The sequence below is a fragment of the Vibrio sp. VGrn 2 genome (genome assembly GCF_009361695.1).
In the GTDB taxonomy this organism is placed as follows: Bacteria; Pseudomonadota; Gammaproteobacteria; order Enterobacterales; family Vibrionaceae; genus Vibrio; species Vibrio diabolicus.
Window position 1 is genome coordinate 270651 of sequence record NZ_RBWD01000002.1, and the last position, 14125, is coordinate 284775.

General features: G+C 44.3%; 12 protein-coding genes. 9 read left to right on the forward strand and 3 right to left on the reverse strand.

The features are described from left to right. The first annotated feature begins 230 nt into the window (after positions 1-230). From D8S93_RS05135 to purT, 7 genes are all read left to right on the forward strand, one after another. Positions 231-920 (forward strand): NAD(P)H-binding protein, encoded by a 690-nt coding sequence (locus D8S93_RS05135; protein WP_152812299.1) that lies wholly within the window; start codon positions 231-233, stop codon positions 918-920. A 200-nt stretch (positions 921-1120) separates the two neighbouring features. Continuing rightward, entirely contained in the window at positions 1121-2494 is a 1374-nt protein-coding gene (locus D8S93_RS05140) for an L-cystine transporter (protein WP_152812301.1), read from the forward strand. Positions 2495-2650: 156 nt separating this feature from the next. After that, complete coding sequence (gene sbcB, locus D8S93_RS05145) at positions 2651-4072, forward strand: exodeoxyribonuclease I (RefSeq protein WP_130546027.1); 1422 nt, start codon at positions 2651-2653, stop codon at positions 4070-4072. Positions 4073-4127: 55 nt separating this feature from the next. Beyond that, complete coding sequence (locus D8S93_RS05150; RefSeq protein WP_005397786.1) at positions 4128-4502, forward strand: CidA/LrgA family protein; 375 nt, start codon at positions 4128-4130, stop codon at positions 4500-4502. Between the two features lies 1 nt (position 4503). Continuing rightward, entirely contained in the window at positions 4504-5181 is a 678-nt protein-coding gene (locus D8S93_RS05155) for an LrgB family protein (protein WP_005377888.1), read from the forward strand. Positions 5182-5624: 443 nt separating this feature from the next. Continuing rightward, positions 5625-6512, forward strand: a complete 888-nt coding sequence (gene cdd / locus D8S93_RS05160) for a cytidine deaminase (RefSeq protein WP_005397788.1) — start codon at positions 5625-5627, stop codon at positions 6510-6512. A 146-nt stretch (positions 6513-6658) separates the two neighbouring features. Then, positions 6659-7834 (forward strand): formate-dependent phosphoribosylglycinamide formyltransferase, encoded by a 1176-nt coding sequence (gene purT / locus D8S93_RS05165; protein WP_152812303.1) that lies wholly within the window; start codon positions 6659-6661, stop codon positions 7832-7834. Positions 7835-7906: 72 nt separating this feature from the next. Here the strand turns inward: purT and D8S93_RS05170 are convergent, their stop codons facing one another. Next, complete coding sequence (locus tag D8S93_RS05170; RefSeq protein WP_152812305.1) at positions 7907-8557, reverse strand: thiopurine S-methyltransferase; 651 nt, start codon at positions 8555-8557, stop codon at positions 7907-7909. Between the two features lie 316 nt (positions 8558-8873). Between D8S93_RS05170 and D8S93_RS05175 the strand changes: the two genes are divergently transcribed. Then, positions 8874-9653, forward strand: coding sequence for a RelA/SpoT domain-containing protein (locus D8S93_RS05175; protein ID WP_006741655.1), 780 nt, complete (start codon positions 8874-8876; stop codon positions 9651-9653). A gap of 123 nt (positions 9654-9776) precedes the next feature. Here the strand turns inward: D8S93_RS05175 and ihfA are convergent, their stop codons facing one another. Next, a complete protein-coding gene (gene ihfA / locus D8S93_RS05180) occupies positions 9777-10073 on the reverse strand; it encodes an integration host factor subunit alpha (RefSeq protein ID WP_005377899.1) in 297 nt (98 codons plus the stop codon). 533 nt (positions 10074-10606) lie between these two features. Between ihfA and D8S93_RS05185 the strand changes: the two genes are divergently transcribed. Beyond that, positions 10607-11488 carry an AEC family transporter gene (locus D8S93_RS05185; protein ID WP_047008656.1) on the forward strand — a complete coding sequence of 294 codons (882 nt, stop codon included), beginning with the start codon at positions 10607-10609 and terminating at the stop codon, positions 11486-11488. Positions 11489-11705: 217 nt separating this feature from the next. Here D8S93_RS05185 and pheT read toward each other — a convergent pair whose 3' ends face one another. Continuing rightward, a complete protein-coding gene (pheT, locus tag D8S93_RS05190) occupies positions 11706-14111 on the reverse strand; it encodes a phenylalanine--tRNA ligase subunit beta (RefSeq protein WP_005395908.1) in 2406 nt (801 codons plus the stop codon). Positions 14112-14125: the final 14 nt, after the last annotated feature.

Below are 14125 nucleotides of genomic sequence, written 5' to 3' on the forward strand. Positions count from 1 at the left end.
TGTTGTCTGGGTGAGAGGTGTTCCATTGATTAAGAAATCTTGCTCAGCCCCAGTTTTGAGCGTCCACTATTGTATACCCTTGCATCCGCTTGGGGCAGCGCTAATCAGGTTTCTGTCAGGAAAGTCTACTGAGTTCGCAGAGCGTCTCACCTTTCAAGCATTCGATTATAAGTAACTCCTTGAAATCCGCTACAATAGCTTAGGCTATATTCCCATATAGGAGAAAGGACATGGATAACAACATCTGCGCCATCATCGCTGGGGCAACTGGCTTAGTAGGCTCAAAAGTCATTACAAACCTAATAAATCAATCAGGTGTTGGTACCTTATATTTTCTTTCTCGTCGCCCACTCGATGGCGTCATAGATGCGGACAATAAGCTTGTTCCTCTCATTGATGCCGACCTCTCTATCCACCAATGGGATGATAACCAACCAACACCGACCATCGGCTTTATCTGTTTAGGCACAACCCTTAAGCAAGCCGGCAGTAAGGATAATTTACGTAGAGTAGATGTTGATCTGGTGTGTAAAGTCGCCCAACAGATGAAAACGATCGGAGTCAAACGCCTTGCGGTTGTTTCTAGCCTTGGTGCAAATAGTAAATCGCCATCCCATTACCTAGCCTGTAAAGGACAAATGGAACAACGAATCGAAGCTATGGGTTTTGAGGAAATTGTGTTTGTTCGCCCGGGCCCGCTTGTTGGTCAACGTCAAAGCCCAAGAACGGACGAGAAGTTAGTGCAAACTCTGTTTAAGGTAATTCGCCCACTCATGCTTGGCAAACTGTCCAACTTTTTACCTATTCGAGCGGAAGATGTCGCCAAAGCGATGATTTATCAACTTTTCAGTTATCAAGAAGACTCGGTGGTTTACTTACAAAGGCAAGAAATGCGTGACTTACTGCATCACTACGAATAACCATTTTGTACATTTAACGTGCTAATTCACACTCTCACGCGACTTAGATCTCGTTTTTATATTCATTTTAGATCTAGCTAATACCCGTTTGTCATTTTTAAAGTTATATCGCGAGCGTTATCTTACGCCCCATAAACAAATCCGTATAAAACCCCGTATAAAAAACAACCGCCATTTCGGCAGGTTGATAAGGTCAGATTATGAATTTTGCAGTGATAGCCTCTCTAGCCGTCTTTGTTGGCATATTGTTCTTTCTATTTAACCAACAACAAAAGAAACACACACTCTCTCGTCTCGTTTTAATCGGTCTTGTTACTGGTTCTCTTTTTGGTCTTGCTTTGCAACTCATTCACGGTGAAGGCAACAGCGCAATTGCTCAAACACTTGAATGGGTAGGCATTGTAGGCAGTGGCTACGTTGGTCTACTGAAAATGGTCATCATGCCACTAGTATTGGTATCTATGATCTCTGCAGTTGTTAAATTGGAGAAAGGTGGATCATTAGGTAAAATTTCTGGCCTGACCATCTCTGTTCTTCTAGTAACGACTGCAATTGCTGCACTTATCGGTATCTTGGTGACAACAACATTTGGCCTGTCAGCAGAAGGGTTAACTGAAGGTGCTCGTGAAACCGCTCGTATCGCCGTTTTAGAAAGCCGTGCTGGTACAGTAAGTGACCTGACTATTCCTCAAATGCTAGTTAGCTTCATTCCAACCAACCCATTTGCTGATCTAACAGGTGCTCGCTCGACCTCAATTATCGCTGTCGTTATCTTCGGTGTATTAACCGGTATCGCCGCTCGTAAAGTGATGATGGAAAAAGCAGAGTTAGAATCACCGATTCGTACTTTCGTAGAAGCAGCTCAGTCAATCGTTATGCGATTAGTGAAGATGATCATGGCGTTAACGCCATACGGCATCGCAGCACTGATGGCAAAAGTGGTGGCGACATCAAGCGCAGGCGACATCCTAAACCTACTTGGCTTTATTGTGGCGTCTTATGTTGCTATCGCTCTGATGTTTGTTGTTCACGGCGTATTAGTCTCTTTTTTCGGCGTTAGCCCTGCGGAATACTTTAAGAAAATCTGGCCTGTACTGACCTTCGCGTTTACATCTCGTAGCTCAGCAGCAACGATCCCACTAAACGTAGAAGCGCAAATCACCAAGCTTAACGTGCCACCAGCGATTGCAAACCTATCAGCATCGTTTGGTGCCACTATCGGCCAAAACGGATGTGCAGGTATCTATCCTGCAATGCTGGCAGTGATGGTAGCTCCGACAATGGGCATCAACCCACTGGATCTGCACTTTATCCTGTCATTGATTGCGATTATCACCATCAGCTCATTTGGTATTGCAGGTGTAGGCGGCGGTGCAACGTTTGCAGCATTGATTGTTCTTCCTGCAATGGGCTTGCCTGTGACCATCGCGGCGCTGCTTATCTCTATTGAACCATTGATCGATATGGCACGTACCGCACTGAACGTTTCAGGCTCAATGACTGCGGGTACAATTGCTAGCCGAGTGCTGAAGTCACCAGAAAGTGAAGCAACATTGGAAGAAACACGAGCATAGAACTCAAATTCCTTCCAAAGCGATAAAACGTAAAATATCAAGCCGATGGTTCGCCATCGGCTTTTTCATTTTCAAAAATTCAACTTGCATCTTTCGTTGCTAGTCAAGGCGTTGAATGGTCTAATACTGTCATCGGTTTTGTAAACGGTAAGCAGAATGCACCAAGATAATCAGCCCACTTTTTTCTTCTTTGATTATGAGACATGGGGAACAAACCCCGCGAAAGATCGCCCAAGCCAGTTTGCTGGTGTTCGTACAGATGAAAACTTCAATATCATCGGCGAGCCTTTAGTCATGTACTGTCAACCACCGGCTGATTATCTTCCGTCTCCTGAAGCTGCGCTTATTACTGGTATTACTCCGCAAAAAACGGTTCAAGAAGGCCTTTCTGAGCCTGAGTTTATCGCTAAGATTCACGCTGAACTCGCGAAACCAAATACCACCAGTTTAGGCTACAACAGCATTCGCTTTGATGACGAAGTGACACGTTATACTTGTTATCGCAACTTTATCGATCCATACGCATGGAGTTGGCAAAACGGTAACTCGCGTTGGGATTTACTCGATGTATTACGCGCGTGCCACGCCCTTCGCCCAGAAGGCGTAGAATGGCCAGAAAACGAAGATGGCTTCACTAGTTTTAAATTAGAGCACTTGTCTGTTGCTAACGGCATAGAACATAGTAACGCGCACGATGCGATGGCAGATGTGATTGCGACTATCGAAATGGCAAAGAAAGTAAAAGCAGCGCAACCAAAATTGTTTGATTACTTTTTTTCTATGCGCCAAAAGCGCAAGCTCAATGATTTAGTCGACATAGTCAACATGACACCGTTGATGCACGTTTCAGGTATGCTAGGGCGCGAATGTCAGTACACTAGCTGGATTGTGCCTGTTGCTTGGCATCCAACCAATAATAACGCCGTTATCACCATCGATTTAGCGAAAGACCCTCAACCTATTCTTGAGCTATCCGCAGAAGAGCTACACGAAAGACTCTACACTAAGCGCGAAGATCTTGGTGAATTGCTACCAGTGCCAGTTAAACTAGTTCATTTGAACAAATGCCCTATTCTCGCCCCTGCAAAAACGTTAACGGCTGAAAATGCGGAGTCTATTGGCATTGATCGCCAGCAATGTCTCGCTAATCTCGCTTTGTTGCGCCAACATCCTGAAATTAGAGAAAAGCTGATTAGCCTCTTTTCAGTCGAGCGTAAATTCGATAAAAGTGATGACGTCGATACACAGCTTTACGACGGGTTCTTTTCTCCGGCTGATCGCGCAGCTATGGATATCATTCGAGAAACCGACCCGAATAATCTTGCTGCATTAGACATTGAATTTGATGACAAGCGTATTAAACCTCTATTGTTCCGCTATCGTGCGCGTAACTTCCCAGGCACATTAGACGAGCAAGAACAAAGACGCTGGGCACTACACTGTCGAGAAGTGTTTGAAAGCCAAATTGAAGAGTACATGCTGAATTTAGAAAACTTAGTTCACGAACATGAAAGTGACGAAAAGAAGATTGCGATATTAAAATCCGTGTACCGTTATGTAGAGAGCTTAGCTTCTTAACTCCTCCTAATACAAGCGCACCTTATGGTGTGCTTGTTGTTTATATACTGTCAAAATGATTAAAGAACGATTCTTACAACTGATCCAACTGCTCATTTCAATCTTCCTCATCATGGGAGCACTTGGCATCGGAATTACCATTCAAAAGTTCACTGGCGTTTCCGTTCCTGGAAGTGTCATCGGTATGCTCGTACTGTTTTTCTCCATGACTCTTGGGCTTGTAAAAGTCGACTGGGTCAAACCGGGCGCCACGCTATTTATCCGCTATATGATCTTATTGTTCGTTCCTATTAGCGTGGGATTAATGCAACATTTCGATATGCTACTCGCTAATGCCCTCCCTATCATTGCTAGCGCAGTTGGAGGCTCACTCATTGTACTAGTCAGCCTCGCTTGGCTGCTGGACTACTTGCTAAAGGAGAAGCACTGATATGTGGTTAGTTGTTACCATTGCGGTTTTTCTTGTCGCGCGCCAAATTGCAATCAAAGTGAATAATCCTCTAGCAAATCCTTTGCTGATCAGTATTGCAGTGCTCATTCCTTTGCTTACTTACTTAAATGTACCGTTTGAAACGTATTATGCGGATAACGAAGGGATCAGTTTTTTACTTCAACCAGCCGTAGTTGCTCTGGCTTACCCGTTATATGAACAACTACCACAAATTAAAGCAAACTGGCGAATCATCACTTTTGCTTGCACAGTAGGCAGTGTGATGTCGATGATGACAACCACCTTGATCGCAGTCGCTTTCAAAGCGGATATCAGTTTAATCGCAAGTCTAGTGGGTAAATCCGTCACTACGCCAATAGCAATGGAAATTTCGAGTCACCTCGGTGGTGAAGCTGCTGTTGCGGCGATCTTGGTTCTGATTGTTGGTTTATTGGGCGCGATTTTGGCATACCCAATTTACAACTTAATTGGAATTAAACACCCGATTGCACGTGGCCTAACAATGGGTACCGTGTCTCATGCCTTAGGCACCGCGACATGTGCAGAGAAACAGCCCATTGATGCCGCGTTCTCATCACTCGCCTTGGTTTTATGCGGTATCATCACTTCTATTTTGGCTCCAAGCTTTTTTGCTTTGGCTGTCTGGCTATATCAATAGTTAAGCGCTCTCGGTCTGCCCTCCTTCCGGCAGGCCGTGGCCTTCCTGTTTCTTCCTTATCCCTTCCAAAATTCTGTATTACCTCATCTAACAACCCGTTCTAGTAAGATCGTTAAGGCACTCTGTCGAGATACACACTAATAACTTCAACATTCAGTGCAATATTACTGACTCAACGTTGCTTAGATATCTAGGAATAACGTTGTGTGGACATGTAGGCATCGTAATTAACATATCCCAGCGTCTTGGTCATATGAATATATACTGATATGGTTAATTGTGAGACGGAGATAACGCTTCACGTCAGTGCAATCGAATACATGTGTGAGCTCACTCTAATTATGTAACAGAATTATAAATTGCATTATTTATCGTGATCTAACGCACGGAACATTTCTATCCTTCACATAGAATAACTGTCCATGCAATAACAAGGATTCAACATGAAAAGTCGCATTGAACAGGCGCTAGCAGGCGCTCCAGAAGCACTTTCCAAACAACTTGCTCCTATCATCCAAGCTGATGATTTTGATGCTACGCTTTCAGTTCAACAGTTTGAGCAGTTGCTTTCAGCTACCGGTCTATCAGATAAAGAGCTTCGTGTTGCTCTACTTCCTTTTGCCGCAGCATATTCCTATGCTCCTCTTTCTGAATTTTATGTCGGTGCTATCGTTCGTGGTCTCTCAGGTCGCCTTTACTTCGGTGCCAACATGGAATTCTTTGGTGTTCAGTTAGGTCAAACAGTTCACGCTGAGCAGTCTGCAATTAGCCATGCTTGGATGAAAGGTGAACGTGGTATTAAAGATATCACTATTAACTTCAGCCCATGTGGTCACTGCCGTCAGTTCATGAACGAGTTATCTACCGCAAACGAGCTTAAAATCCAGCTACCAGAACGCGAAGAAAAGTCGCTGCATGAATACCTACCTGAAGCCTTTGGACCAAACGATCTCGGTATCGAATCCGGCTTAATGGCAGAAGTAAAGCATCAGTTCTCATGCGATGATGAAGACACTCTAATTCAAAGCGCTGTTGAAGCGATGAACATGAGCCACTCACCATATACCAACAACTTGAGTGGCTTAGCATTAGAAATGGCTAGCGGCCGTGTATTCCAAGGTGCTTATGCGGAAAATGCGGCGTTTAACCCTAGCTTGCCGCCATTACAAGTTGCGCTGATCCAAGTACTACTTGCGGGCGAAACTTTTGACAATATCAAAGCCGCTGCTCTGGTAGAAAACTCAGAAGGCAAGATCAGTCATTTGGCTGATACGCAATCAACGTTAGAAGCGTTGAATCCAGATATTCCACTTAGTTTTGTCAACGTATAAGCGACAATTTCAGTATAAAAAGCTCTACGGCATGTAGAGCTTTTTTATTGCCTAAAAACCAAAAGCAAACGTTTGCTTTGTCATGAAACTTCAGTATGATCTCCTGCAATTTCTGTCTCACCACTCTATTTTTGTAAGGGAACACTATGTTTGGCACTGCAACCAGCGCAAATGCTACCCGTGTATTACTTTTAGGCTCTGGCGAACTCGGTAAAGAAGTCGCAATTGAATGTCAGAGACTTGGTTTAGAAGTGATTGCTTGTGATCGCTATGCTAATGCTCCAGCGATGCAAATTGCTCACCGTAGTTACGTCATCGATATGTTAGATGGAAGCGCCTTAGAAGAAGTTATTGCGAAGGAACAACCTACTTACGTCGTACCTGAAATCGAAGCTATCGCAACCGACAAACTGGTAGAGCTTGAAGAAAAAGGGCTGAATGTTGTTCCAACCGCTAAGGCAACCAAGCTAACAATGAATCGTGAAGGTATCCGACGTTTGGCTGCAGAAGAACTAGAACTGACGACATCACCTTATCGTTTTTCAGATACTTTTGAAGACTTCAAAGCCGCGGTTGAGCATGTAGGCATCCCGTGCGTAGTAAAGCCAGTTATGAGCTCTTCAGGTAAAGGGCAAAGTGTCATCAAGACCGAAGACGACGTAGCAAAAGCATGGGATTACGCACAGGAAGGCGGACGTACGGGTACAGGTCGCGTGATCGTGGAAGGTTTTATCGACTTCGATTACGAAATCACTTTATTGACCGTAAGAGCCGTTGACGGTGTTCACTTCTGTGCTCCAATTGGCCATCGTCAGGAAGATGGCGACTACCGCGAATCATGGCAACCGCAAGCCATGTCAGAAAACGCAGTAAAAGCAGCAGAATACACTGCTGAGAAAGTAGTCAACGCACTCGGTGGCTACGGCATCTTTGGTGTTGAGTTATTTGTTAAAGGCGATAAGGTCATTTTCAATGAGGTCTCTCCTCGCCCACACGATACAGGCATGGTCACTATGATTTCTCAGGAAATGTCAGAGTTTGCTCTCCACGTACGTGCATTTACCGGAATGCCGATTAATAATATCGTACAATATGGCCCATCTGCGTCGGCCGTTATTCTTGGTCAAGGGACTTCCACAAACATTCGCTTTGACAACCTAACCAAAGCCTTAGCTCAACCTCAAACGCAAGTTCGTCTATTCGGCAAGCCAGAAATCGATGGTCGCCGTCGTTTAGGTGTTGTCCTTACGCGACGAAAAACCACCGAAGAGGCCGTTCAAGGTGCTATTGAAAGTGCATCAAAAGTGAATATTACTTATTAACGAGCTCCAATCCTACAAAAAACAGCGCAGCTCTAATTGCTGCGCTATTTCGTGTTCCAAACCGAGAAAAACCTATTCACTCTCGATTAAGTACACTTCTTCAGAGAAGCGCCTTAAGCCTTTTTTAGCAATTTTAGGATGGTTTTCATCAGCTTCATCTACGTTCAAGCAGGTAACTTTGTAACCTGAAAATAACTGCTCAATCTCTTCAACTGGCACGCTAAATGGAGGCCCCGCCATCTCTTCTTGAGGATAGTTGAGTGTAACAAGCAAAATACGACCGCCTGGATTCAAAAGTTGCTTGAGGCGCTCTACATACTCCTCTCGCATATCTTGCGGTAAAGCAACCAACGCGGCGCGATCATAAATGATATCGGCTTGAGATACTGGAGCAGTGAAAAAGTCCCCAGTATAAATAGAAAGCTCATCAAATTGATAAAGCTCGTGCATACCATTAACAGGCGTCACGGTTGGCGTATAAAAATGTTCAGCAAAAAAGGCACGAACAGCGATATGGCTCAGCTCAACACCTTCAACTGAATCATGCTTCATCGCTAACCAAATCAAGTCTTCTGACTTTCCACACAAAGGCACTAACACTTTGTCTTCACGCTTTGGGTTTGTGTGTTGCCAATATGCAGGTAATAGCGGGTTTACATCTTCCAAGTGAAATCCGATTTGATTACTGGCCCATTTATTATGCCAAAACTCTTGGTCTCTCATTTTACTTTCTACTTGTCGGCTGATTTTCATTTTGAGAAGTAAGACTAACGATTTTTTTCAATTTGTCTATGCCGTTCATCTTTGGTTAATACAGCGGTGATAGGATGTAAACGTTCTTATAGGAACCACGCCTTTGTCTGATAAACAGAATAAAGAAAAGAGAAATGGTGATCTAACGCACGATTCCACTTCAAGACAAAACTGAAACCTTGGAATCTTTCGTAATGACCCCATTAATAAGTTAGTACCTGATTTGCCGAACTTAGCGACCTTTATGTTCCCTATTTTCTAAGTACAAGCAAGTTAAGGAGAGTGAATGAGCTTATTTCTTCGTACTACAGCATTGATGCTTTTGGTACTTAGCCGTGCACCGGCATTTGCCGCACTTCCAATTACCCCAGCGCCGAGTGGCGATCAAAATCGTTCAACAAGCCAAAACGAAGTTTGTTCGAAACTCTTTAAACATAGCCTTAGCGGCTTGTATGGTATTCAGTCAATCGACGCAACTCCAACTCAGCCATACACTGACTTCGACATTCTTTACAGCAAAGCTCACCAAGCACAATTTGAGCTTGAAACTATCTGTAAAAGTACCGCACTTCTTAATGATGCTCAGCCATACTTCGCAGGCGTAAAGTCCAAACAACGAGCAGAAGAAAAAATAGCTTTGGAGTTAGATGGAAAAGTCGAACGCATTACTGACCTAGCCCGTGCCACGATTGTTGCTGAAGACGTCGCGAGCTTAGTCTCCATTTATGAAACCTTAGAGCGTGAAACAACAATTGTTAAAGTAAAAAATCGCTTCAAAAAACCTGGTCCTTCAGGCTATAGAGACTTGAACTTACTCGTTCGTTTACCAAAGACAAATCTAGTTGCGGAAGTTCAACTGCACTTAAAAGCCATCGCAGATGTGAAAAGCGGTCCTGAACACGACCTATACGAAAAAATCCAGAAACTAGAACGCCAAGCGATGATGGAGAAACGCGAACTAAGCGAACTAGAACTCGCTTCTATTCGCAACATGCGTGCACAGTCTAAAAACTTGTACCAACAAGCATGGCAACCATACTTAACAACGCACCTAGAAGCAGCGTAATCCATATCATTAAGATATACTCAAAAACAGAAAAACCACCGCATTGCGGTGGTTTTCGTTTATATGCGACACAAGTTTTACGCAAAAAAAAGACCACGCCTTAGCGTGATCCATTTATTCGGCTTACTGTACTTTCTTCAGGTTTTCTACACGAGCTTTTAACTTCTGACCCGGGCGAAAAGTCACTACACGTCGAGCAGTAATTGGAATATCTTCACCGGTTTTCGGGTTACGACCAGGTCGTTCATTCTTGTCACGAAGATCAAAGTTACCAAAACCTGACAGTTTTACCTGTTCGCCACTTTCCAGTGCCTTACGAATCTCTTCAAAGAACACTTCCACCGTTTCCTTGGCGTCCCGCTTACTAAATCCTAATTTATCAAACAGGTTTTCTGCCAGTTCGGCTTTTGTGAGCGCCATAAAACTTTCCTCAAAGCTATGTTAAACAATGCTACGTTAGTGTAGCGCCAGAGCAGTTTTACCCTACCAATTCAACAACATATCGGGGTTACATCAGGAAGTGTATGACAAGCTTATGATTTTCGCCAACTTTTTTCTTGGCGAACAAAAGGAATAGCACTATGTAAATTATTGTTAAACGCCAACATTTTGATATTTTTGTTTTTGTTTTCTCTTTAATAGGAAAAACATCCAGCTGATAAAACTAAAAGTAGTTTAAATATCAACATTAATCACTATTTAATAAAAATATCAGAGATTGGTTATTTAACAGACACTTGACATAGAACTTGTCGTAAATTCAGTGATTTGTATGTAACTCGATACGTAACAATTGAACTAAATGGTATGACCACCTGGCTTTGTAACTGTGCTTAGAAAGCTTGATTAAACCCACGTTTCTCACTGTTCAGCGATGACGCAATATATAAAGGTTGATAATGTGGTTCTTCGTGTATCTCCACATTAGCTCCTTACACTTCATCTAGGCGACCATGATTAATCAAATCATAAATATTCTTTTCCCTGTCTTTGCTCTTGTCGGCGTCGGCTATTTGGTAGGTCGTTACATCAAGCCTGACTTTCGTCCAATCAACCGCATTAACATTGAGGTTTTCACACCTGCGCTGGTGTTTTCTTCGCTCGTTAGCATGCCGTTAGACTCGAATCAGGGACCACTCCTTTTTGCAGCAATTGTCGCGGTTTTGGTTCCTGCACTACTCATGATCCCAGTATGTCGATTGACGTCACTGTCGTTTAAAACCTGGGCACCACCACATATGTTTCGCAATAGCGGAAACCTTGCTATTCCTTTGTTTACCTATACGTTTGGAGAAATTGCGCTATCCTCAGCAGTACTGCTATTTGTCGTATCAGCATGCTTGCACATTAGTTTAGGTGTAATGCTACTTAGTCATGGCAACCCTTTTAAGCAAATAGTCAAGATGCCAATCTTTTTAGCTGCGTCGTTGGCTCTGTTTCTCAACGTGTCAAATGTGGGGGCATGGGCACCTTTATACGAAGCGACTGCTCTACTTGGGCAAGCGGCAGTACCCGTGATGCTTTTATCCCTGGGGGCGCAAATGTGTCATTTAAGAGTGGACGGTTTAAAGGTTGGTGTATTGTGTACCGTGCAGTCGCTTGCAACTGGGGCGGTTGCATTTGCACTTATTTATTGGTTAATTCCCCTTCCAACGATGCAATTGCAAATGATGGTACTCTTCACAATGCTGCCACCAGCCGTCATGAATTACCTATTTGCGGAAAGGCTGAATATAGAGCCCATGAAAGTGGCGTCAATGGTACTATTTGGCAACTTTTTCAGTATTCTTACGCTGCCACTTCTGCTTAGCTATACCCTCTCACTCGCTGCCTAGCCGCCAATAAGCTAGCGTTAGCGTCTGTTGGCTGAAAAACGATATATGCCAAGTCTCGATTAAGCGTTACCTCAAGTTTGGTCCAGATTTTTGAGGTTGTTGGAGGTGACGTAAACGGCCTAGTACGTGAATCACAATAAGATGATGCTCAACATAAAAAAACCCTGCCGATTTGACAGGGTTTTTAGTTTCTTAAGAGAGATAGTTCGTCTAACGCTTAGTCACGTAGAGCAGCACCAAACTTCTCAGAAACGTGAGCCACGATAGCGTCTACCGCACCTGCGATGTCTGCATCTTCAAGCGTACGCTCAACTGATTGTAGAGTCAGAGCGATTGCTAAGCTCTTCTTACCGTCTTCAACGCCTTTACCTACGTACACGTCGAACAGTTTCGCATCTTTAAGGAACTCGCCACCTTGCTCTAAACAAGCATTAACGATGTCACCAGATGCTACCGCTTCGTCCACAACTACTGCGATGTCACGACGGTTTGATGGGAATTTAGAAAGCTGAACCGCTTCTGGAATCACTTTACTGTTGATTGCAGACCATTCGATTTCGAATACGATAGTACGACCGTTTAGACCGAACTTACGCTCAAGCTCAGGGTGAACGGTACCGATCACCCCCACTTCTTTACCATCTACGATGATTGCCGCAGATTGACCTGGGTGAAGTGCTGGGTTAGCTTTTTTGCTTTCAGGTGACAGTGCAGCGAAAGAGTACGCTTTTTCGTTAGCTGACAGTTCTAGAACTGCTTCTAGGTCGCCTTTAAGGTCGAAGAAATCAACGGTGTTAGTTTCGATATCCCAGTGCTCTTCACCACGAGTACCAGCAATAACACCTGCAAGCATAGGCTCTTGGCGCATGCCGTTTTCTGCAGATTCACATGGGATGAAACGTAGGCCGTATTCGAATAGACGAACGCGTGGCTGTTGACGTTTCTGGTTGTGAACAACCGTATTCAGCAGACCTTGGATAAGACCAAGACGCATTGCTGACATATCTGCTGAAATTGGGTTTGGAAGCACTAGAGGCTCAACACCAGGTACCACTAGCTTTTGTTGTTCAGGCTCAACGAAGCTGTATGTAATTGCTTCGTGGTAACCACGGTCAACAAGAAGATCACGAACGCGTTTCAGTGGAAGATCCGCTTCAACGTGGTTGTGCATCTTAAGTGCTGCGGCTGGGTGTTGGTTAGGAATGTTGTCGTAACCGTAAATACGGCCAACTTCTTCAATCAGATCTTGCTCTATAGCGATATCGAAACGCCATGTTGGCGCTACTGCCAACCAACCTTCTTCAGAAACTTCAACAGTCAAACCTAGACGCTCTAGGATTTCTACTACGTCAGCATCAGCGATGTGGTGACCTAGTAGGTTGTCTAGTTTAGTGCGACGTAGAGCAACTTTGTTTGGCTTAGGTAGGTCTGCTTCAGACTCTACTGCAACAACAGGTGCTACTTCACCGCCACAGATTTCAACAAGAAGCTGAGTTGCACGCTCCATTGCGCTCACTTGTAGTGCGTAATCCACACCACGCTCGAAACGCATTGAAGAATCAGTGTGAAGACCATAGCTACGAGCGCGACCGCGGATATGGTCAGGTGCAAAGAATGCACACTCTAGTAGAACGTCTTTAGTCTCAGTTGTTACACCAGACTCTTCACCACCAAAGATACCTGCGATTGCAAGTGCTTTGTTGTGGTCAGCTACAACTAATGTATCTGCATTTAGTTCTGCTTCGCTGCCGTCAAGAAGTGTTAGCTTCTCACCTTGCTCAGCCATACGAACTACGATGCCACCTTCGATCTTCGCTAGATCGAATGCGTGCATTGGTTGACCTTGCTCTAGAAGAACATAGTTAGTGATGTCTACAACAGGGTCGATAGAGCGAATACCACAACGACGCAGTTTCTCTTGCATCCATAGTGGCGTTTCAGCTTGAACGTTTACGTTCTTAACAACACGACCTAGGTAACGAGGACACGCAGCAGGAGCTTTCACTTCAATAGACACTTTATCGTCGATTGAAGGGGCAACTGCTTCTACTGATGGCTCAGTCACGTCAGCACGGTTTAGTACGCCAACTTCACGAGCTAGACCACGAATGCTGAAACAGTCAGCGCGGTTTGCTGTTAGATCTACGTCTACCGTTACGTCATCTAGACCTAGGAATTCACGGAAATCAGTACCGATTACTGCGTCTTCTGCTAGTTCCATGATGCCGTCTGACTCAACATCAATGCCTAGTTCAGTGAACGAACAAAGCATGCCGTGAGATGGCTGGCCACGTAGTTTCGCTTTTTTGATTTTGAAATCGCCTGGAAGAACAGCACCAACTGTTGCTACCGCTACTTTCAGACCTTGGCGACAGTTAGGTGCGCCACAAACGATGTCTAGAAGCTCTTCTTCGCCTACATCTACTTTAGTAACGCGAAGTTTGTCTGCGTCTGGGTGTTGACCACATTCAACAACGTGACCCACTTTAACGCCAGTGAAAGAACCCGCTACAGGAAGAACGTCGTCTACCTCTAGGCCGGCCATTGTAATTTGATGAGTGAGTTCGTCAGTAGTAACCGCTGGGTTTACCCACTCACGAAGCCATGATTCGCTGAATTTCATGTTGATGAACCCTC